The sequence below is a fragment of the Kitasatospora sp. NPDC085464 genome, assembly GCF_044541955.1.
Classification (GTDB): Bacteria; Actinomycetota; Actinomycetes; order Streptomycetales; family Streptomycetaceae; genus Kitasatospora.
In genome coordinates this window covers 40,996-62,415 of sequence record NZ_JBITTM010000027.1, presented here as the reverse complement: position 1 = coordinate 62,415, position 21,420 = coordinate 40,996, and the positions used below count along the sequence as shown (strand labels likewise).

General features: G+C 72.8%; 16 protein-coding genes, 1 tRNA gene, 1 other RNA gene and 1 riboswitch. Of the genes, 3 read left to right on the top strand and 15 right to left on the bottom strand.

The window, feature by feature from the left end:
* Positions 1–366: 366 nt before the first annotated feature.
* Positions 367–1,716: a hypothetical protein gene (locus ACIGG8_RS23830; RefSeq protein WP_396550539.1), complete on the top strand. Its 1,350-nt coding sequence runs from the start codon at positions 367–369 to the stop codon at positions 1,714–1,716.
* Positions 1,717–1,719: 3 nt separating this feature from the next.
* Here ACIGG8_RS23830 and ACIGG8_RS23825 read toward each other — a convergent pair whose 3' ends face one another.
* Positions 1,720–3,159 (bottom strand): MFS transporter, encoded by a 1,440-nt coding sequence (locus ACIGG8_RS23825; RefSeq protein WP_350521777.1) that lies wholly within the window; start codon positions 3,157–3,159, stop codon positions 1,720–1,722.
* A 91-nt stretch (positions 3,160–3,250) separates the two neighbouring features.
* The gene (locus ACIGG8_RS23820) at positions 3,251–3,565 is read right to left on the bottom strand and encodes an SMR family transporter (protein WP_350521776.1); all 315 of its coding nucleotides are present in this window, start codon (positions 3,563–3,565) and stop codon (positions 3,251–3,253) included.
* Positions 3,566–3,609: 44 nt separating this feature from the next.
* A riboswitch (guanidine-III (ykkC-III) riboswitch) is annotated at positions 3,610–3,675 on the bottom strand.
* 84 nt (positions 3,676–3,759) lie between these two features.
* On the opposite strand from ACIGG8_RS23820, the gene ACIGG8_RS23815 reads away from it, so the two are divergent.
* Positions 3,760–3,834: transfer RNA gene (locus tag ACIGG8_RS23815), tRNA-Cys, on the top strand.
* Positions 3,835–3,896: 62 nt separating this feature from the next.
* Here ACIGG8_RS23815 and ACIGG8_RS23810 read toward each other — a convergent pair.
* The 6 genes from ACIGG8_RS23810 to ACIGG8_RS23785 form a co-directional block, all read right to left on the bottom strand.
* Entirely contained in the window at positions 3,897–6,224 is a 2,328-nt protein-coding gene (locus ACIGG8_RS23810; protein WP_350521775.1) for a xanthine dehydrogenase family protein molybdopterin-binding subunit, read from the bottom strand.
* Positions 6,221–7,564 carry a 2Fe-2S iron-sulfur cluster-binding protein gene (locus tag ACIGG8_RS23805; RefSeq protein ID WP_396550538.1) on the bottom strand — a complete coding sequence of 448 codons (1,344 nt, stop codon included), beginning with the start codon at positions 7,562–7,564 and terminating at the stop codon, positions 6,221–6,223. The genes ACIGG8_RS23810 and ACIGG8_RS23805 overlap by 4 nt, the downstream gene beginning before the upstream one ends.
* Entirely contained in the window at positions 7,561–8,427 is an 867-nt protein-coding gene (locus tag ACIGG8_RS23800) for an FAD binding domain-containing protein (protein WP_350521914.1), read from the bottom strand. Before ACIGG8_RS23800 ends, ACIGG8_RS23805 begins: the two co-directional genes overlap by 4 nt.
* Before the next feature lie 357 nt (positions 8,428–8,784).
* The gene (locus tag ACIGG8_RS23795; RefSeq protein WP_396550536.1) at positions 8,785–10,395 is read right to left on the bottom strand and encodes a beta-N-acetylhexosaminidase; all 1,611 of its coding nucleotides are present in this window, start codon (positions 10,393–10,395) and stop codon (positions 8,785–8,787) included.
* Between the two features lie 87 nt (positions 10,396–10,482).
* On the bottom strand, positions 10,483–10,761 hold the full coding sequence (locus tag ACIGG8_RS23790; protein ID WP_350521773.1) for a DUF3039 domain-containing protein: 279 nt from the start codon (positions 10,759–10,761) through the stop codon (positions 10,483–10,485).
* A gap of 62 nt (positions 10,762–10,823) precedes the next feature.
* Positions 10,824–11,408 carry a YqgE/AlgH family protein gene (locus ACIGG8_RS23785; protein WP_350521772.1) on the bottom strand — a complete coding sequence of 195 codons (585 nt, stop codon included), beginning with the start codon at positions 11,406–11,408 and terminating at the stop codon, positions 10,824–10,826.
* A gap of 300 nt (positions 11,409–11,708) precedes the next feature.
* Between ACIGG8_RS23785 and murA the strand changes: the two genes are divergently transcribed.
* Complete coding sequence (gene murA, locus ACIGG8_RS23780) at positions 11,709–13,049, top strand: UDP-N-acetylglucosamine 1-carboxyvinyltransferase (RefSeq protein ID WP_396550533.1); 1,341 nt, start codon at positions 11,709–11,711, stop codon at positions 13,047–13,049.
* 76 nt (positions 13,050–13,125) lie between these two features.
* Here murA and ACIGG8_RS23775 read toward each other — a convergent pair whose 3' ends face one another.
* From ACIGG8_RS23775 to ftsX, 7 genes are all read right to left on the bottom strand, one after another.
* Positions 13,126–13,410 (bottom strand): HU family DNA-binding protein, encoded by a 285-nt coding sequence (locus tag ACIGG8_RS23775; protein WP_030242980.1) that lies wholly within the window; start codon positions 13,408–13,410, stop codon positions 13,126–13,128.
* Positions 13,411–13,918: 508 nt separating this feature from the next.
* On the bottom strand, positions 13,919–15,391 hold the full coding sequence (locus tag ACIGG8_RS23770; protein ID WP_350521770.1) for an NAD-dependent malic enzyme: 1,473 nt from the start codon (positions 15,389–15,391) through the stop codon (positions 13,919–13,921).
* 370 nt (positions 15,392–15,761) lie between these two features.
* The gene (locus tag ACIGG8_RS23765; RefSeq protein ID WP_396550531.1) at positions 15,762–18,074 is read right to left on the bottom strand and encodes a HelD family protein; all 2,313 of its coding nucleotides are present in this window, start codon (positions 18,072–18,074) and stop codon (positions 15,762–15,764) included.
* A gap of 151 nt (positions 18,075–18,225) precedes the next feature.
* Positions 18,226–18,607, bottom strand: a transfer-messenger RNA (tmRNA) gene (gene ssrA, locus ACIGG8_RS23760).
* A gap of 86 nt (positions 18,608–18,693) precedes the next feature.
* Entirely contained in the window at positions 18,694–19,170 is a 477-nt protein-coding gene (gene smpB, locus ACIGG8_RS23755; protein WP_396550530.1) for an SsrA-binding protein SmpB, read from the bottom strand.
* 64 nt (positions 19,171–19,234) lie between these two features.
* Entirely contained in the window at positions 19,235–20,371 is a 1,137-nt protein-coding gene (locus ACIGG8_RS23750; RefSeq protein WP_396550528.1) for a S41 family peptidase, read from the bottom strand.
* Between the two features lie 111 nt (positions 20,372–20,482).
* Positions 20,483–21,394 carry a permease-like cell division protein FtsX gene (ftsX, locus tag ACIGG8_RS23745; RefSeq protein ID WP_350521766.1) on the bottom strand — a complete coding sequence of 304 codons (912 nt, stop codon included), beginning with the start codon at positions 21,392–21,394 and terminating at the stop codon, positions 20,483–20,485.
* Positions 21,395–21,420 lie beyond the last annotated feature (26 nt).

The window sequence follows — 21,420 nt, the reverse complement described above, 5'->3', positions numbered from 1 at the left end:
GAGTTTCCTGGGAACAATTCAACCGGATCGGACTGTAAGGCACGTCCGTACGACGGTCGTACCGACACCCGCCGATCGGCAGGGCTGCCGGCCGCTTCCCTGCGCCGGGTGCACGTGCGGTCGCGGAGCGCGATGACCGCCCCCCATCGGCGGTCACCGCGGGACCACGTCCCGACACGAGCATCCGACGGTTCTACGGCCGGGATCGGTTGCGGCGTTCGGGCGATCACTTCCGACCGTCCGCTGCGCCTCTTCGACCGAATCCGCCCGCGTGCCATGCTGACGCGGTCACGGGTTCGATCCGCCGGACATCCGATCGGACCCACACTCCCGCACGTTGACGAACGCCCGATGAACGGAGTGATCATGGACGCTCTCTCCCGCCGCACCCTGCTGACGGCCGGCGCCGCCACCGCCGCCACCCTGGCGGCCGGCTGCGGCAGCAACCACGCCGGCGGCGGCGAGCGGGCGACCGGTTCCACCGGCGCGGACACCGAGCAGAGCGCCACCCCCGCCCCGGTCCCGGCCCCGGCCGTGAAGCCGCAGGCCGTCCTGATCGGCGACGGCTCCACCTCCGACACCGGCGCCCAGCCGCACCAGCCCGTCCCCGAGCGGCTGCTCCCCGGGCAGCGCCCGCCGCAGTTCGTGGTCTTCTCCTGGGACGGCGCCGGCGAGCTCGACAACGGCCTCTTCGGCCGCTTCCGCCGGCTGGCCCGGGAGCACGACGCGAAGATGACCTTCTTCCTCAGCGGCCTCTACCTGCTGCCCGAGGCCAAGAAGGACCTCTACCGCCCCCCGCAGCACAACGTCGGCGCCTCCGACATCGGCTACCTGAGCGACCGGCACATCCACGACACCCTGGAGAACCTGCACGCGGCCTGGCTGGAGGGCCACGAGATCGGCACCCACTTCAACGGCCACTTCTGCGGCGCCACCGGCGTCGGGAGGTGGTCCCCGGAGGAGTGGGACAGCGAGATCCAGCAGGCGATGGACTTCGTGACGAACTGGCGCACCAACACCGGCTTCACCGACCTGCCCGCGCTGCCCTTCGACTACCGCAAGGAGCTGATCGGCAGCCGCACCCCCTGCCTGGAGGGCCAGCGCAACCTGCTTCCCACCGCGGTCAAGCGCGGCTGGCGCTACGACAGCAGCGGCAACGGCACCCAGGTGTGGCCGCAGAAGATCCAGGGCGGCGCGCTGTGGGACCTCCCGCTGCAGTCCATCCCCTTCCCCGGGCACACCTTCCAGGTGCTCTCGATGGACTACAACATCATGTACAACCAGTGCGGCACCAACACCAAGGCCGACCCGGCGCTCCACCCGGGCTTCCAGGCCCAGGCCCGCGACGCCTACCTGATGGGCTTCGACCGCACCTACAACGGCAACCGGGCGCCGTACATCATCGGCAACCACTTCGAGGAGTGGAACGGCGGCATCTACATGAACGCCGTCGAGGACGCCCTCAAGGCCATCGCGGGCAAGCCGGAGGTCCGGCTGGTCTCCTTCCGCCAGCTGGTCGACTGGCTGGACGCCCAGGACCCCGCGGTGCTGCGCAAGCTGCAGACCCTGGCCCCGGGCCAGTCCCCGACCGGGGGCTGGGAGGCCTTCCTCGGCACGCCGGCGGCGCCGCCGGTCCCCTCCCCCGACACCGCCGCCGCCACCGCCGCCACCGCTGCCGCCACCGCAGCCGTCACGACCGGCGCCACCGCCGGCTGACCGTCACGACCGGGTGCGGACCCGGCCGGCGAGCAGCGCTCCCAGCAGCGCCACCCCGGCCATCACCAGCAGGATCACCGCGAAGGCGCCGGGCGAGCCGGCGCCTTCGGCCTGTTCGTGGCCGGCCGCCAGTGCGCCGCCGCCCAGCGCCGCGAACAGCACCCCGGCGAGGCCCGTGAGCAGCACGTTGCCCAGCGCGTCGCTCATCTGCAGCGCGGCCGAGTTGGCGCCGGCGTCCTCCGGGGCGGAGAGCTTCATCATCAGCACGCTGACGCTCGCGATGGCCAGGCCCATCCCGACACCGCCGATCCCCCAGGCCACCGAGGCCACCCAGGCCGGCACCGCCGGGACGAGCACCAGCGCGGCGCCCGCGATCGCCAGCGCGGTCAGCAGGAAGCCGCCCCGGATCATCGCCCCGCGGTAGCGCTCGGCCCCCGGCCGGCCCTGCAGCCAGGAGCCCAGCGCCCAGGAGAGCCCGCCACTGGTCAGGGTGAGCCCGGCCAGCGTCGGCGACAGGCCGCGCTGGGTGGTCATCATCAGCGGAATGAAGGCCTCGGCCGCGAAGAACGCCCCCGCCGCCACGCCGCGCAGCAGGATCACCGTCGGCAGCCCGCGCCCGGCCCGCAGGGTCCGCTTCGGCAGCAGCCCCAGGACGGCCGGCACCAGCAGCGCCGCCCCGGCGATCCCGGGGAGCAGGCCGATCAGGTCGCGGCGCTGGCCCGCGTACTGCAGCAGGCCCGCGCCGAGCGCCGCCATCGCGGCGAGCAGGGTGCGCCGGCGGTCGAAGTCCGCGCCCCTGAGCACCGGGTGGTCCTGCTCGGAGCGGGCCAGCGCCGGGCCCATCACGGCCAGCGGCAGCAGGATCAGCACCGGGACGGCCAGGAACACCCAGCGCCAGCCGAGCTGCTGGGTGACCGCCCCGGCGACCAGCGGGCCCACGATCGAGGGCAGCACCCAGGCCGAGGAGAAGGCCGCGAACACCGACGGCCGCAGCCGCTCCGGATAGGCCCGGCCGACCACCACGTACAGCGCGACGATCACCAGCCCGCCGCCGAGGCCCTGGATCGCCCGCCCGGCCACGAACACCCACATCCCGGGTGCCGTCCCGGCCACCAGCAGGCCGGCGCCGAACACCGCGATGCCGGTGAACAGCGGCTGCAGCGGTCCGCGCCGGTCGCACCACTGGCCGGAGACGACCAGGGCGAACAGCGTGGTGGTGAAGTAGCCGGAGAAGGCGAAGGCGTACAGCCCGAGGCCGTCCAGCTGGCGGGCCGCCGTCGGCATCGCGGTGTTGACGGCCGTCGCCTCGAAGGCGATCACCAGGACCACCGAGACGATCCCCAGCGTCAGTGCGCGGTAGCGACCGCTGAGCACCCCGCCGCCGGGGTCGTCGTCGTGGGGTATCGGTACCGGGTCGACCGAGGTGGGGGAGGCTGTGGTCATACGGAACATCGTAAGAGCCGTCCGCCCCGATGACCCCTGACCGGGGTCGGCGACCGGCTCGGCCGGTGCGACCCCGGCCAGGGGTCATCGCTCAGTGCAGCACCTTGAGACCCACCACGCCGGAGACGATCAGCAGCAGGCAGCCGATCCGGGCCACGGTCACCGCGTCCCCCAGGGCGGCCATGCCGTAGAGCGCGGTGCCGACCGCACCGATGCCGACCCAGACCGCGTAGCCGGTGCCGATCGGAATGGTGCGCATCGCGTACGCCAGGCCGCCCATGCTGAACAGCAGCGCGACGCCGAAGACGAGGGTGGGAACGAGGCGGGAGAAGCCCTTGGACGATTCCAGGGCGACCGCCCAGACGGTCTCCAGGAGACCCGAGACGATCAGAACGAGCCAGGCCATGACGGCGATGCCTCCGCAGTCCACAGCGGCCGGGTTGCCGCTGAACTGCGCCGTCTTGTCGTCACCGGGTACGACGCGCTCGTCCGGGGTGGCGGGAATTCGCCACCGGCCTTCGACCGTAGCACACATTGCCACACAGAATTTACAAAACTTCGTTGACCCCCTTCCCCCGGATCCGCCACCATGAATTCACTGGCCGTGTGCCCGAGTGGCTCAGGGAACCGTCTGCAAAGCGGTTAACGCGGGTTCGATTCCCGCCACGGCCTCCACGAAAAGGAATTGCCGGTCGACCCGGAAAAGTCGACCGGCAATTCCTTTCGCATTTCTCCGCTCAGGCGGTGACGGCGTCCTCCGCCCGGATCGGCAGCCGGCCGACCGGCAGGCCGGTGGCCGCGCGGACGGCCGCGGCGACGGCCGCCGGGGCGACCACCGCGGGGGCGGCGCCGACCGCCTTGGCGCCGAACGGGGCGACCACGTCGCGCTCCTCCAGCAGCGCGGCGATCCGCACCTCGGGAGTGTCCAGCGCGGTCGGCAGCCGGTAGCCGGTGAGCGAGGGGTTCTGCAGCACACCGCCGGCGGTCTGCAGGTCCTCCAGCAGCGCCAGGCCCACGCCCTGGGCCACGCCCGCCTCGATCCGGTCCTCGATCTGCCGCGGGTTCAGCGCCCGGCCGACGTCCTGGGCCACCGTCATCTCGACCACCCGCACGGCGCCCAGCTCGATGTCCACGTCCACCACCGCGCGCATCGCGCAGAACGAGATGGAGACGAAGGCGTCGCCCTGCCCGGCCTCGTCCAGCGGCTCGGTGGGGTGCGGGCGGCACTGGGCGGTGGCCCAGAGCTCCTTGCCCTCCAGCGCCTCGGCGACCGGCATGCCGAGCACCCCGTCGTAGGAGGTGATCTTGCCGTCGGCGATCTGCAACAGCTCCGCCGACATCCCGAAGTTGGCCGCGATCGGCTGCAGCAGCTGGTGGCGGACCATCAGCGCGGCCCGCTCGACGGCACCGCCGGAGACCCAGGTGTGCCGACCGCGGGCGGAGGGCCCGGCGATCGACTGGTCGCTGTCGGCCGGCGCGATGTAGACCTCGCTGACCCCCAGCACGGTCTGCACGATCTGCCGGGCCAGCGTGGCGAAGCCCTGCCCGGAGTCGACGGCCGCGCAGATCACCGTGGCGTGGTCGCCGCTGACCCGCACGGTCGCGGTGGACACCTCGTCCTCGCCCTCGGCGCCCAGCATGTGCACCATGCCGACGGCGTAGCCGATGCCGCGCCGCACCGCCGCCGGGTCGCCCGCACCGCCGGGCCCGCCGGGCAGCAGCCACTCGGCGTCCGGGTCGTCCACCGGCAGGGCCGGCAGCGGCTCGTCCGCGACCGCGTCCAGCAGCGCCCGCACCGGCGCCGGGCAGGTGACGGCCTGTCCGGTGGGCAGCGGGTCACCGGTGGACATCGCGTTGCGCCGACGGATCTCCACCGGGTCCACGCCCACCCGGGCGGCCAGCTGGTCCAGCTGCGACTCGTAGGCGAAGCAGGCCTGCAGCGCGCCCTCGCCGCGCATCCGCCCGGCCGGCGGGTTGTTGGTGCGCACCGCCCAGGCGTCCACGAAGACGTTGGGGCACAGGTACGGTCCGACCGAGAACGCCGTCGCGGCGGCCAGCGCCTCGGCGGAGACGTCCGCGTAGGCGCCGCCGTCCAGCAGGATCTGCGCCTCGACCTTCACCAGCGTGCCCTCGGCGTCGGCGTGGTGGCGGTAGCGCAGCAGCGCGGGGTGGCGTGAGGCGTGGGTGTGGAAGGACTCCTCGCGGGTGAGGGTCATCTTCACCGGGCGGCCGGTGCGCAGCGCCAGCAGCGCCAGGGTGACCTGGAAGGAGAGGTCCTCGCGGTCGGTGGTGGCTCCGGGCACGCCGGTGACCACCAGGCGGACCCGGTCGGGCTCCAGGCCGAGGCAGGCGGCGGTGCGGTCGCGGTCGCCGTGCGGGTCGGTGGAGGACAGGTGCAGCTCGACGCCGCCGTCCGGGCGCGGCACGGCCAGCCCGGCCTCGGCGCCGAGCGGCGCCGGGTCCTGCCGGCCGACCTGGTAGAGGCCCTCGACGACGATCTCGCCGACCGCGTCCGGGTCCCCGGTGCGCAGCGGCAGGTGGCGGAAGAGGTTGCCGTCCGGGTGCAGCGCCGGAGCGGTGAAGGACTGCTCGGGGTCGGTCACGGCCTCCATGGGCTCGTAGTCGACCGCGATCAGACCGACCGCCAGCCGGGCGGTGTCCGGGTGGTCGGCGGCCACTGCGGCGACCGGCTCGCCGTGGTGGCGCACCACGCCGGCGGCGAGCACCGGCCGGTCGGCGACGACCGGGCCGGCCGGGGCGCCGTCGGGGGTGCCGTCCGGGCCGGGCGGCAGGTCGGCGGCGGTGACCACGGCGTGCACGCCGGGCAGCGCCAGCGCGGCCGAGGTGTCGATGCCGCGGATGCGGGCGTGCGGGTGCGGCGAGCGCAGCACCGCGCCCCACAGCAGCCCCTCGGCCCACAGGTCGGCCGCGTACGGGTAGATGCCGAGCGCCTTGGGCAGCGCGTCACTGCGCAGCGGGGAGCTGCCCAGTCCGAACGGCTCCGGTGCGCCGCCCTCGCCGCCGTCCTGCTGGAGTGCTGCGCCGATGTCGGTAGGCGACGTCATGATGCGTGGTCGTCCTCGGGGAGCCGGATGCCGTGGGCGGGGGTGGCGCTGTACGGGACGCCGGCCGGGGCACCGCCCTCGACCGGGGCACCGTGCGGGTGCGGGGCGTACGGGGTGCCGTGCGGCGGCGTGCCGTCGTGGACGGCGCCGGGCAGCGGGGTGCCGTGCGCGGGGGTCGGCTCGTAGACCGGGGCGTCGTAGCCGGTGTCGTAGCCGTTCTGCTGCTGGTGGCCGTCCGGGTAGGGCAGGTAGGTGCCGTGGGCGGGGGTGCCCTGGTACGGCTGCTCGGGGTAGCCCTGCGGCGGGTAGTAGACCTGGTCGTCGGCGGTCTGGGCGGGGACGGCGCCCTGGACCTGGATCGGCACCGTGTCGTAGACGCCGGTGTCGTAGCCGCCCGTGTCGTAGCCGCCCGGCACGTCGCCGTAGGGCATCCCGGCCGGGGCGTGGGGCTGCTCGACGGGCTGCGGCGCGACCGGGTGGGCCTCGGCGGGGTGGGCCGCGAGGTGCTGCGGCTCGACGTGCTGCTGCGGCTCGACGTACTGGGGCACGACGTGCTGCTGCTCGGCGTACTGGGGCTCGGCGTGCTGCGGCTCGACGGGCGGCTGCGGGACGTGCTCGATCCAGGCGTCGGCGTCGGTGTAGACCGGCGGCTCGACGGCGGGCTGGGGTTCGGCGGGCAGCGCGGACAGGGCCTCGGCGGCCGCCTCGGCCGCCGGGTCGGCCGGTGCCCCGGCGGCGGTCTCCCCGGCCTGCGCGGCGGTGGCCTCGGCCGCCTCCTCCGCCCCCTCGGCTTCCACCGCACGGGCCTCCGCGACGGTCTGCACGGCGGCCAGCACGCCCTTGTAGCCGGTGCAGCGGCAGAGGTTGCCGCAGAGCGCCTGTCGGGCCTCGACGTCGGTGGGCCGGTGGTTGCGCTGGAGCAGGTCGTGCACCGCCATCGCCATGCCGGGGGTGCAGTAGCCGCACTGCACGGCGCCGGAGGCGGCCAGCGCCTGCTGGACGTCGCTCGCGCCGCCGCCGGCCGACAGGCCCTCGACGGTGTTGATCTCGCTGTCGGCGGCCAGCGCGGCGGGCACCAGGCAGCCGGCCACCAGCTGGCCGTCCACCTGGACCGAGCAGGCCCCGCACTCGCCCTGCTCGCAGCCGTCCTTGGCGCCGGCCAGGCCGAGCCGCTCGCGCAGCACGTAGAGCAGGCTCTCGCCGATCCAGGCGTCGGTGACGGGCCGTTCGAAACCGTTGACCCGCAGCGTGTAGGAGGCGCACGGGCGCAGCTCGCGGCTGACCTGCGGGGAGAGGCCGAGCGGGTCGGCGTCGAGGGTCTCGATGGGGTCTGTGGTCACTTCAGCGCCCTTCCCAGTGCCCGTCGGGCCAGCACCGCTACGGTACGCCGCAGCCGAACGGCCGCCGCGGTCGGCCCCTCGGTCACGGCTTCCCAGGCCCCCTCGGCGCCGTAGTTGTCGGGGACGCAGGCGGTGGCCACGTACTCGCCGAAGGCGGCGTTCGCGGCCGGGTCGATCTCGCGGCTGCCGTCCCAGTCGATGCAGCCGGCCACCCAGGCCTCGGCCTCCAGCGGGCGCAGCGGCACCGGGGCGACGGCGCCGACGGCGCAGCGCACCGAGCGCCGGGCGGGGTCGAGGACGAGGGCGACGGAGGCGGTGGCGCGGGCCGGGCCGCTGCGGCCGGTGGCCTTGAGGAAGACCTGCGGGGCGTGCAGCAGCGGGACGCGCACCCAGGTGAGCAGTTCGCCGGGGCGGACCGGGTCGAGGCCGGTGAGCAGGTGGCTGACCGGCACCTCGCGGCTGGCGCCGGCCCGGGCGAGGGTGACGGTGGCCTCCAGCGCGGTGAGCACCGGGAGGGTGTCGCCGGCCGGGGCGGCGCTGACGATGTTGCCGCCGAGGGTGCCGACGTTGCGGACCTGCGGCGGGCCGGCGGTGCGGGCGGCGTCGGCGAGGGCGGGGATGAGCGCGGCGAAGTCGGGGCGGTCCATCCGGGCGTGGGTGAGTCCGGCGCCGAGCACGGCGGTGCCGCCGTCCTCGTAGCGCCAGCCGCGCAGTTCGGTGATCCGGCCGAGGCCGACCAGGGCGGCGGGGCGCAGCCGTCCGGCGTTGACGGCCTCCATGAGGTCGGTGGCTCCGGCCACCGGTACCGCGGCCGGGGCGGCGGCCAGCGCGTCGACGGCCTCGTCGAGCGAGGCCGGCAGCATGATCGTCCGGTTCACCTGGGTCCCACCGTGCTCCACTTGCTCATCGATCGCCTGCCGCCCGCGGCCTTGGGCCGTGGTGTCCGCGTCAGCAGCCCGGCCTGGCCCGTAGGGTACGGGCGATCGGGCCGGGTTGGGCAACTCTGGCACACAATGCTCGATGATCATTTCGGGGCCGGTGAACGGGACTGCCCGATTGGGACCGTTACCGGGCGGTATCTGCCCCGGCCCGGATGGGGCCAGGGCAGATGTTCATCTGCTCTTGACGTCCGACGACCACTCAGAAGTTCCCGGCGGGTGGCACCCGTACCCGTCGCCGCCTCCCGTGGACAGCAGTGCGACGCCCCGGCGACGCCCGGCCTACCGCACCGGCGGCGGACCCTCGATCGGCCGGCCGGCCACCCCGGGGCGGCGCTGCCAGGGCAGCGGCCCGTCCGCCGGGCGGTACTCGACGCCGAGCGCGTCCAGCGCCTTCAGGTGCGTGGCCAGCCGCCGTTCGAAGCCGGCGAAGTCGCGCTCGGCCGGGCGGACGGGCAGCTCGGACCAGGCGACCTCGGCGAAGGCGACCAACCGGGGGAAGGCCCGGTAGTCGATGTCCCGGGCGCTGTCCGCGAACTCGCTCCACAGGTTGGCCTGGGTGCCGATCACGCGCCGCGCCGCGGCCCCGTCCAGCTGCGGGGGCACCGGCTCGAAGCGGTAGACGTCCTCCAGCGTGCGCACGAATCCGACCGGGATCGGCTCGTCCGGCCCGTCCGCCTGCCGGTGGTCGAAGTAGACGTGCTGCTCGGGGCACATCACCACGTCGTGCCCGGCCTTCGCGGCGGCGATCCCGCCGCCGAAGCCGCGCCACGAGGAGACGGCCGCGCCCGGGGCGAGCCCGCCCTCCAGGATCTCGTCCCAGCCGATCAGCCGGCGGCCGCGCTCGGCGAGCCAGCGGTCGAAGTGCCGGATGACGTGGCTCTGCAGCTCGTCCTCGTTGGCCAGGCCCAGCTCGCGGATCCGGGCCTGGGCGGCGGCGCTGTCCTTCCACTGCTCCTTGGGGCACTCGTCGCCGCCGAGGTGGACGAACTCGGACGGGAAGAGCTCCAGCACCTCCTCCAGCACCCCCTCGAAGAAGCGCAGGGTCTCCTCGGAGGCGTTGAGCACGTGGTGGCTCACCCCCCAGTCCGTCCAGACGCCGAGCGCGGTGGTGTCCACCACGTCGGTGTTGCCCAGTTCGGGGTAGGCGGCGACGGCGGCCTGGGTGTGGCCGGGCAGGTCGATCTCCGGGACGACGGTCACCCCCCGCGCGGCCGCGTACGCGACGATCTCGCGCAGGTCGTCCTGGGTGTAGTAGCCGCCGTGCGGGCGGTCGTCGCGCCGCCGGCCGGAGCGGTAGCCGACCATCGAGCGCTCCCGCCAGGCACCCCGCCGGGTCAGCCTCGGGTAGCGCTTGATCTCCACCCGCCAGCCCTGGTCGTCGGTCAGGTGCAGGTGCAGCACGTTGAGCTTGTGCGCGGCCAGCAGGTCGACGAAGCGCAGCACGTCCGCCTTGGGCAGGAAGTGCCGGGCGACGTCGAGCAGCGCGCCGCGCCAGCCGAACCGGGGTGCGTCCTCGATGTCGGCGCCGGGCAGCACCCAACCCTCGTGGCGCAGCGGCGACCGCCGGTAGGCGTCCGGCCCGAGCAGCTGCCGCAGGGTCTGCGCGGCCCAGAGCGCGCCCGCCGGGCCGCCCGCGGCGAGCAGCGCGTGGCCGGGGCGCACCGTGATCCGGTACGCCTCGGCGGCGAGCGCGTCGTCCCGGACCAGTTCGATGCCCGCGCCCGGCCGGCCGGGGCCCAGGGGCAGCCCGGTGGCGGCGGACAGCGTGCCGCGCAGCCAGCGCTCGGCGTCGGCCAGCGCGGGCGGTGCGGTCAGCGTGGTGGCGGCGTCGAGCGGGAAGTCCTCGTCCGGGCGGCGGACGGCACTCGAAGGTGCGGGAATGAGGTCCATTCCGACATCCTGCCCACGCCCGGAACGATTGGCATAGACCACCGCGCGATCGCGGTGCCATGCAAAACGGCCCTGCGGGACCGCGGACTACTTGTCGTCGCCGTCGCCGCCCTGCGGCTTGCCGATGCCGTCGTAGATCTCCTTGCACATCGGGCAGACCGGGTACTTCTTCGGGTCGCGCCCGGGCACCCACACCTTGCCGCACAGCGCCACCACGGGAGACCCGGAGAGTGCGCTCTCCATGATCTTGTCCTTCTGGACGTAGTGCGCGAAGCGCTCGTGGTCGCCGTCCCCGTTGGACACCTGCGGGACGGGCTCGACCAGGGTGCCGGTGCCGAGGCCGCGCTCGGGCTCAAGAGTGCTCATGAGTGCCAAGTCTATGGGCGCCCCGGGAAACCGGGCCAGTGTCGCGCCGCGGGGCCCGTTCCTCAGTTCATCGTGGGGTCGTCCGGGTAGGTCGCCAGCAGGGCGAGCGGACCGCGCTGGCGGCGCAGCACCGAGCGCCACAACCGCTCCGGCTCGGGGCTGGAGACGTCCCCCGGCTCGCAGTCCACCAGGAACCAGGCGCCGCTCTCCAGCTCGGCCTCCAGCTGCCCGGGCGACCAGCCGGCGTACCCGGCGAAGATCCGCAGGCTGCCCAGTTCGCCCGCCAGCACCTCGGGCGGCGCCTCCAGGTCCACCAGGCCGATCGCGCCGTGCACCCGCCGCCAGCCCAGCGGCTCGCCGGTGCCGGGCTCCCCGGGCGCCACGGCGAGGCCGAGCGCCGAGTCCAACGCCACCGGCCCGCCCTGGAACACCACGGCCGGCTGCCCGACGAGCCTGCCCCAGCCGTCCAGCACGGCGCCCACCTCGACCGGCGTCGGCCGGTTGAGGACCACACCGAGCGCCCCCTCGGCGTCGTGGTCGAGGAGGAGCACCACCGCCCGCGCGAAGTTCGGGTCGGTGAGCAGGGGCGTCGCGACGAGCAGACGGCCGGTGTGGGACCGGCCTCCGTGCGAATGGGCCGCCGTCATGCCTCACATGATCCCGCAGAACGGCCGCTCGGACACCGCAACGCGCGAAACCCCGCCACGCCGAACGAACACCCGTACAGGCGCACCGGCGGGCGCCGCCGACCCCGGAGAGAGCACCATCACGGGAGAGGCTCACGGGAACCATCGGGACGCCTACTACCATCTACGTCTGGTGGACGCCCTTATGCGGTGCCGACTCGGTCACGCCGGGGGCCCGAACGCGCCCGTACGACCGGTCCACCACCGGCTCTCTACCGGAGCCCTTCCCCAACTCCTCTGGCACCCCGGATTGCGAGAACGATGACCGACGACGTCCTGCTGGTCCACGGCGGAAACCCGCTCGAAGGCGAGATCCGCGTCCGCGGTGCGAAGAACCTGGTCCCCAAGGCCATGGTCGCCGCCCTGCTCGGCCAGGGCCCCAGCAGACTGCGAAACGTCCCGGACATCCGCGACGTCAAGGTGGTTCGCGGTCTGCTGCAGCTGCACGGCGTGACGGTGCGCGCCGGCGACGAGGACGGCGAGCTGATCCTCGACCCCTCGCACGTCGAGAGCGCCAATGTCGCCGACATCGACGCACACGCCGGTTCCTCGCGGATTCCGATCCTCTTCTGCGGCCCGCTGCTGCACCGCCTCGGCCACGCCTTCATCCCGGGCCTCGGCGGCTGCGACATCGGCGGCCGCCCGGTCGACTTCCACTTCGAGGTGCTGCGCCAGTTCGGCGCCACCATCGAGAAGCACCCGCAGGGCACCTACCTGGTCGCCCCGCAGCGCCTGCGCGGCACCAAGATCGAGCTGCCCTACCCCTCGGTCGGCGCGACCGAGCAGGTGCTGCTCACCGCGGTGCTCGCCGAGGGCGTCACCGAGCTGCGCAACGCGGCCATCGAGCCGGAGATCGTCGACCTGATCTGCGTCCTGCAGAAGATGGGCTCGATCATCACGCTGGGCACCGACCGGACCATCCTGATCACCGGTGTGGACGAGCTGAACGGCTACACCCACCGTGCGCTGCCGGACCGCCTGGAGGCCGCTTCCTGGGCCTGCGCGGCGCTCGCCACCAAGGGCGACATCTACGTCCGCGGCGCCCGCCAGCTGGAGATGATGACCTTCCTCAACACCTTCCGGAAGGTCGGCGGCGCCTTCGAGGTGGACGACGAGGGCATCCGCTTCTGGCACCCGGGCGGCGAGCTCAAGGCGATCGCCCTGGAGACCGACGTGCACCCCGGCTTCCAGACCGACTGGCAGCAGCCGCTGGTCGTCGCGCTGACCCAGGCCACCGGCCTGTCCATCGTCCACGAGACGGTGTACGAGTCGCGGCTCGGGTTCACCGGCGCGCTGAACCAGATGGGCGCGCACATCCAGCTCTACCGCGAGTGCCTGGGCGGTACCCCGTGCCGCTTCGGCGCCCGGAACTTCCTGCACTCCGCGGTCGTCTCCGGCCCCTCCAAGCTGATGGGCTCCGAGCTGGTCATCCCGGACCTGCGCGGCGGCTTCTCGTACCTGATCGCGGCGCTGGCGGCCGAGGGCACCTCGACCGTGCACGGCATCGACCTGATCAACCGCGGCTACGAGAACTTCATGGACAAGCTCCGTGACCTCGGCGCCCACGTCGAGCTGCCCAGCGAGCAGCTGGTCGACGCCTGATCAGCGGCCCGACACACGGCGAGAGGCCGGGCTCCCCACGTGGGGAGCCCGGCCTCTCGGGCGTTCAAGGGGTGGCTCAGGCAGCGCCCTTGGCGGCTTCCTTCAGCTTGGAGCCGGCGCTCACCTTGGCGCTGTAGCCCGCGGCGATCTGGATCGGCTCGCCGGTCTGCGGGTTGCGGGCGGTGCGGGCAGCGCGGTGGGTGCGCTCGAAGGTCAGGAAACCGGGGATGGTGACCTTCTCGTCGCCCTTGGCGACGACCTCGCCGACGATCTCGGCGAAGGCGGCCAGAACGGCGTCGGCGTCCTTGCGGGTCACCTCGGCGCGCTCGGACAGCGCGGCCACCAGCTCACTGCGGTTCATGTGTACTCCTGTGGTCTGTTCGCTTGCGGTGTGCGGGGGCCCATCGGTGCTCCCACCGGGGGGCACCCGGATGGGCCGCAGGTCCGCACACTGTGCTCATGCAGGCAATGCGTGGTCGCAGGCCGGGTCCGTACCCGATGCCGCGCGCCGGAGCCTTCGAAGGCCCGCCCGCCCGCCTGGATACGAATCCTGCCCCGACCGGCCCCGAGAAAGCCAATCGGGCCCCGGCCGGGCCACCCGAACAACGCCCGCCCGTTGGAGGTGTGACGCTCCGTCGGCTCCGGCGGACCGGGCGCGGGCGGCGGTCGGGACGACTCGCCGGAAGACCAGGGGGACGTTCCGTACTTGTCGGACACGCCTGCCCCGTGCAGGGCTACCGTACGCCCTACGACTGACAAGCCCAAACACGCCCCTCGCCCTTGTGTCGCAAGGGTTCGGGGCGGGCTGGGCGGGTATGACCGCTATTCGTGCGTTTGAGCGACCGACGACACGTCCGCCGGTCCGGTCGTCAGAGCTTGACGGTGGGGAAGGCGGAGGTGTCCAGGGTGCCCACGATGCCCGGGGTCGGACGGGCCGGCGCGGGGGCCTCCTGACCGCCCGCCAGGGCCGCCTCGCGCACCGCGGCGGCGACGGTCTTGGCGACGTCCTTGTGGAAGACGCTCGGGATGATGTAGTTCGCGTTCAGCTCGTCGTCGGCGACGGTGGTGGCCAGCGCCCGGGCGGCGGCGATCATCATCTCGGTGTTGACCGTACGGCTCTGGGCGTCCAGCAGGCCGCGGAAGACGCCCGGGAAGACCAGCACGTTGTTGATCTGGTTGGGGAAGTCGCTGCGGCCGGTGGCGACCACGGCGGCGGTCTGCCGGGCGATCCCGGGGTCGACCTCCGGGTCCGGGTTGGCCAGCGCGAAGACGATCGCGTCGGGGGCCATGGTGGCCAGGTCGTCGCCGTCCAGGACGTTCGGGGCCGAGACGCCGATGAAGACGTCCGCACCCGCCACGGCCTCCTTGAGGCTGCCGGTGCGGCCCGAGCGGTTGGTGTGCTCGGCGATCCACCGCAGGTTGTCGTTGAGGTCCCCACGGCCCTGGTGGACCACGCCCTGCACGTCCGCCACGGTGGCGTGCTCGACGCCGGCCGCCATCAGCAGCTTGAGGATCGCGGTGCCCGCGGCGCCGGCGCCCGACATCACCACGCGGATGTCGGCGATCTCCTTGCCGACCACCTTGAGCGCGTTGGTGAGGGCGGCCAGCACCACGATCGCGGTGCCGTGCTGGTCGTCGTGGAAGACCGGGATGTCCAGGGCCTCGCGCAGCCGGGCCTCGATCTCGAAGCAGCGCGGCGCGGAGATGTCCTCCAGGTTGATCCCGGCGAAGCCCGGGGCGATCGCCTTGACGATCGCGACGATCTCGTCGGTGTCCTGGGTGTCCAGGCAGATCGGCCAGGCGTCGATCCCGGCGAACCGCTTGAAGAGGGCCGCCTTGCCCTCCATGACCGGCAGCGCGGCCGCCGGGCCGATGTTGCCCAGGCCCAGCACCGCCGAGCCGTCGGTGACCACGGCGACGCTGTTGCGCTTGATGGTGAGGCGGCGGGCGTCCTCGGGGTTCTCGGCGATCGCCATGCAGACCCGCGCGACACCCGGGGTGTAGATCATGCTGAGGTCGTCACGGTTGCGGATCGGCAGCTTGGACGACATCTCGATCTTGCCGCCGAGGTGCATCAGGAAGGTGCGGTCCGAGACCTTGCCGATCGACACGCCGTCGATCGCCCGGAGCTTCTCGACGATCTCCTCGCCGTGCGCGACCGAGGAAGCCGCCACCGTGACGTCGATCCGCAGCGCCTCCAGGCCGGAGGCGGTGACGTCGAGGCCGGTCACCGATCCGCCGGAGGACTCCACGGCCGTGGTGATCGCGCTGACGGCGTTGCCCCGGGCCGGGACCTCCAGCCGTACCGTGATCGAGTTGGAGACACTGGGCACCGTCGCCATCGACGCTTCCTTCTTCCGTCTGTCCCGCAGGCTCAACATTTTGTTGAAGGCATCGCCTGCGCATGCTAGACCTCGATCGTCGCACCTTCCAAGGGGTAGCCAGAAATATCGTTCATTGAGTGTGCGGATCCGACAATCCGGCCGGCTTCCGTCGACCTTCCGCCGACCTTCCGTCGCCGACTCCTTGCCTCTCCGGGCCGATGCGTTACATTGGACGGGCACCGGCTCGATCCAAGCCCCCGGGCCCAACCTTCGTCCCTTCGAGGGACCACTTGCCGCGAGGCGAGCATGGCGGGTCGGTGTACTAAACGTCTGAAGGCCCCTCACCGAAGCGGTGGGGGGCCTTCTTCCGTGGCTCCGACAGTGTCCGTCAGCTGCCGTCAGCCGTTTGCAGCAGCGCGGGCACGCCGGCCGCGTCCGGCAGGTCGTCCGGGCCGGACAGCACGGTCAGCCGCTGGGTCGCGCGGGTCAGCGCGACGTACAGCACCCGCAGGCCGGCCTCCGACTCGCCGGCGATTCCGGTCGGGTCGGCCACCACCGTCGCGTCGTACTCCAGGCCCTTCGCCTCCAGGCTGCCCAGCGGCACCACGCGCTCGCCCAGGCCCTCGGCCCAGCCGGCCGCCTCGGCCCGGCGGTCCATCGGCACGACGATCGCCACGGTGCCGTCCACCTCGGCCAGCAGCCGCTCCAGCTCCGCCCTGGCGGCCTTGCCGAACGCCGCCGGCGAGGGATCGGTGACGGCCGCGAAGCGCGGCTCCACGCCGACGCGGCGGACCGCGCTCGGCGACGGCGTGCCCGGCGCGGCCAGCGCCAGCACCTTGGCCGCGACCTCGGCGATCTCGGCCGGGTTGCGGTAGTTCACGGTCAGCGTGAAGCGGCGGCGCGGCTTGCCGGACAGCACCTCGTCCAGCGCGGACTGGGCCTCCTGCGGGAACGGCCAGGAGGACTGCGCCGGGTCCCCGACGATCGTCCAGGTGGCCATCCGGGCCCGGCGGCCGATCATCCGCCACTGCATCGGGGTGAGGTCCTGGGCCTCGTCCACGATGATGTGGGCGTACTCCTTGCGCTCCACCGGCTGGCGCTCGCGCTGGCGGGTGGAGCGGTCGGCGAAGGTGGTGACCTCCTCCAGGCCGGTCAGCAGGTCCATCGCGTCCACCTCGCGGACCTTCGGCCGGGACGGCTCGCCGAGCAGCACCTGGAGCTCGTCCACCAGCGCGACGTCGTGCGCGGACAGCGCCCCCTCGCCCTCCGGGGACAGGTGGCGCCAGGAGGCGGCCAGCAGCCGCGCCTCGTCCGGCGTGACGACGCGGCGCGCGATCCGGTTGATGTGACGGTGCTGCCTGAGCGTGCCCAGCACCCGCCGCGGGGTCACGGCGGGCCACCAGGCGTCCAGGAAGTCCAGGAACGGCGCCTCGTCCGAGACGTACTCGTCGAAGCTCTCCTTCTCCTCCTGGCGCTGCTCCCGGGCGTAGTGGTCGGCGGGCTTCGGGAGGCCCTTGACGACCTCCTGCCACAGGGCGTCCAGCAGCAGCCGGCGGGCCCGCGGACGCAGCAGGTTCAGCGGGGTGCCGCCGGAGCCCACCACGTTGCCGCGGACCGCCTTCAGCCGGCCCGCGTCGAGCTTCAGCACCTCCCCGCGGGCGACGACCTTCAGCTCTTGCGGCGCGCCCAGTTCCAGCGCCGCGCGGGCGGCCCGGCGCAGCAGCTGCGCCATCCGGGCCGAGCCCTTGACCCGGGCTGCCTCGGGGGTGTCGTAGGTGCCCGCCTCGATGCCGTCCACCAGGGAGCCGACGGCCCGGATGGCGACCTGGCCCTCCTCGCCGAGCGAGGGCAGCACGCCCTCGGTGTAGGAGACCAGCAGCGGGGTCGGCGAGACGACCAGGATGCCCCCGGCGTAGCGGCGGCGGTCCTGGTACAGCAGGTAGGCGGCGCGGTGCAGGGCGACGGCGGTCTTGCCGGTGCCGGGGCCGCCGGTGACGAGGGTGGCCCCGGCCGCGGCGGCCCGGATCACCTCGTCCTGCTCCTTCTGGATCGAGGAGACGATGTCGCGCATCGAGTGGCTGCGGGCGCGGCCCAGCGAGGCCATCAGCGCGCCGTCGCCGACCACGGCCAGCTCCTCGCCGTCCAGGGTCGGGGTGAGGTCGGGGCGCAGCAGGTCGTCCTCGACGCCGATCACCTTGCGGCCCTTGGAACGGATCACCCGGCGGCGGATGACCCGGCCGGGCTCGACCGGGGTGGCGCGGTAGAACGGGGCGGCGGCGGGAGCGCGCCAGTCGATCACCAGCGGGCCGTACTCGGCGTCCAGGACGCCCAGGCGGCCGATGTGGAGGGTTTCGGCGACGGCCGGGTCGGCCGGGTCCATCGGGGTGTTCGAGGGGATGCCGTGCTCCTCCGGGGCGTCCGCCTGCTGGAGGTCGATCCGGCCGAAGAGGAAGTCCTCGAACTCGTTGTTGAGGCGCTGGAGGTGCGCGCCGGCCCGGTAGACCTGGGCGTCTCGCTCGGCGAGCGCGCCCGGGGTGCCGACCTGGACGCGCTTGGCGGCGTCCTCCAGGATGTACTCGGCCTCGGCGAGCTTCTCCTCCAACCGGTGGTAGACGGTGTCGAGGTGCTGCTGCTCACCGGCGATCTCGCGCTCGCGGACGGTCTCGTGATCGGCGGTGGGGGTGGTGTCCGTGTTGCTCATGGCCTCGGTGGTTGCGGCGGAATCCGGCTCCGGAAAACGAGCGGACGGATGATCCTACGCCGCGACCCCCGGGGCGCGCTGCTCCGGAACGTACAAAAGTTGAAGGCCGCCCTCCGCGGAGCGGTGGACGGCCTTCGGTGTGAACATGGGGTGGTGGAGATGCCGGGAATCGAACCCGGGTCCAGTGGAGTTAATTCAGGGCTTCTCCGAGCGCAGTCCGCTGTGATTTTCTCGGCCCTGGCGGTCACGCGGACAAGCCGCCAACAGGCCCAGCTGCTGTTTGATTTCCCATCCACCCCCGCAGCCCGGGCGGACGGTTGAGTTCCCTAGATTATGCCAGGGTCCGGGTCGGGAACTCCCCGGTCTGACACCCAAGCGCTATCGGTGCTTATTAGGCAGCGAGAGCGAACTGCTGGGAATCGCGCTTAGAGTTGGCGATTATTTTTTTGCGACACGTGGTTTACGAGATCATTGCCGCGTTCCTCGGCTCGCTTCCCCTGTTTCAACATCCCCTGTCGAAACCGATCATCCCCATGTTTTTTTGAGAAACAGCTCGGACGGTGACCGTCCGTGTTGCTTGCGCCATAGTACGCGAGGCGACGGGCGAGGGTCCAGCGGATTAACCCTGGCGCCGCCGAGCCGCCGCCACCGCGCGGGCCGTCTCGCGGGTGTCCTGCTTCTCGCGGAGCGTCTGGCGCTTGTCGTACAGCTTCTTGCCGACGGCGAGCGCGAGCTCCAGCTTGACCCGGCCGTCCTTGAAGTACAGCGAGAGCGGGATCAGGGTGTGGCCCGCGTCGCGGACCTTGGTCTCGATCTTGCGGATCTCCAGCTTGTGCAGCAGCAGCTTGCGCTTGCGCCGGGCCGCGTGGTTGGTCCACGTCCCCTGGGTGTACTCGGGGATGAAGACGTTGTCGATCCACGCCTCGTGGTTCTGGATGTAGGCGTAGCCGTCGACCAGGTTGGCCCGCCCCTCGCGCAGCGACTTGACCTCGGTGCCGGTGAGTACGAGGCCGCACTCGTAGGTGTCGAGGATCGTGTACTCGTGCCGCGCCTTCTTGTTCTGCGCGATCAGCTTGTGTCCGGTTTCCTTTGCCATAGCGCGGTCATTCTCGCACTTCGGGGCGGGATCGGGCAGCTGCTTTAGCCGCGGGTTCCGGCGCTCAGGCCCGGGTGCCGAGCCCCGCGAGGACGCGCAGGGCGAGCGCGTCGGCGTCCTCGCCGGTGGCCGCCGGGACGTCGGGGGTCAGGCCGGTGCCGTCGAGGGAGCGGCCGGCCGGGGTGAAGTAGCGGCCGACGGTCATCTCCAGCACCGCGCCGTCGGCGAGGCGGCTGGGCTGCTGCACGGTGCCCTTGCCGAAGGTCCGCGCGCCCACCACGACGGCGCGGCTGCGGTCCTGGAGGGCGCCGGCGAGCAGTTCGGCGGCGCTCATCGTGCCGCCGTCCACCAGCACCACCAGCGGGCTGCGCTGGTCGCCGCCGCGCGGGGCGGTCAACTCCCTGGTCCCGCCGCGCTCCTGGTACGAGCCGACCGGGCCGCCGTCCAGGAAGATCCCGGCCGTGCCGGCGGCCTCGTCGACCAACCCGCCGGAGTTCCCGCGCAGATCGAGCACCACGCCGGTGTGCGGGGTGCGCAGCGCGGCGCGCACCCGATCGGCCACGCCGCCGGTGAAGGCCCGCACGGTGATCCGCAGGACGCCCCCGTCCAGGTGCTCGGCGGCGACCTGCTGACTGTCCAGCAGGACGCGCCGCAGCCGCAGTTCGCGCACCTCGCCCCCGCCGCGGCGGACCTCCAGGGTGACCTCGGATCCGGCCCTGCGCTCGCCGCCCTGGCCGCGCAGCCGCGCGACCACCTCGGTGACCGGCAGGTGGTCGGCCTGGTCCTGGCCGACCCGCAGCAGCCGGTCGCCGGGCGCGATCCCGGCCGCGGCGGCCGGGCCCTCGGGCGCGACCTGGGAGACCTCGGTCACGCCGTCCTCGCCGCGGCCCACGGACAGGCCGACGCCCAGGTACCGGCCGTCCAGGCCCTGGCTGAACTCGGCGTACTCCTGCGCGCTGTAGTACGCGCCCCAGCGGTCGCCGCTGGCCCCGAGCAGGTGCTCGGCCTGCTGCTCGGACAGCGTGCTGCCGGCCGGGTCCGCCGGGAGCCCGCCGCCCGTGGCCCGGGCGGCGTCGACGGAGGGGCGCGGCAGGTCGCTCGGGTCGCCCCAGGCTCCGGTGGCCGCGCCGACCAGCAGGACGGCACCGAACACCAGGCTGAGGGCGGCCACCTGACGTGCCCTGCGCGGAGTTTGCAGCATGGCATCGGAGTGTAGACACCGTGCCGCGCGCGACGGGCCGGAACGGGGAGCGCGGAACGACGGCGGCCCCGGACGGCGCAGTGCCGTCCGGGGCCGCCGAGGCGTCCGGGATCAGACCTTGAGGTACTTGCGCAGCGTGAAGAACGCCGCCACGCCGGCCATGCCCATACCCACCACGACCAGCAGCGGTATCACCGCGAGCACCGAGCCGAGGCCGATGAAGTGGATGAACTGCACCCGGTCGGCCAGCCAGTTCTGGACGAAGAAGTGGCCGCCGATCAGCAGCCCGGAGGCCATCGCCGCGCCGAGCAGCGCGGCGAACGCGGCCTCGGCGATGAACGGCATCTGGACGTAGAAGTTCGAGGCACCGACCAGGCGCATGATGCCGGTCTCGCGCCGCCTGCTGTACGCCGACACCCGGACCGTGTTGACGATCAGCAGCAGGGCCACGAAGAGCATCAGCACCATGATCACGAAGGCCGCCGTCTGCAGGCCGTTGAGCAGGCCGAACAGGTTCTCCAGGATCTTGCGCTGGTCCTCGACCGACTTCACGCCCGGCTTGCCGGCGAAGGCGCTCTGGATCACGTCGTACTTGGTCGGGTCGTTGAGCTTGACCCGCCAGGACTGCGGCATGGCGTCCGGCCCCAGGACGGAGATGAGCGGGTTGTCCGGGTTCATCTCCTTCCAGTGCTTGTACGCCTCGGGCGAGCTCTCGTACGTGGAGGACTGGACCACCGAGGTCATCTTGTCCAGCTGGTCCTTGATGTCCTGGACCTGCTGGTCGGTGGCCGCGCCCTTGTCGCACTGGGGCGAGTTGCGGGCATCCGCCTTCGTGCAGAAGTAGATGCTCACCTCGACCTTGTCGTACCAGTACCCCTTCATGCTGTTCACCTGGTCGCGGACCAGGAGCGAGGAACCGGCGAGGGCGAGGGAGAGCGCGACGCTGACGACGACCGCGATGGTCATCGTCAGGTTGCGTCGGAGACCCACACCGATCTCCGACAGGACGAACTGGGCACGCATGCGGAACAACTCCAGGGTCGGTACTG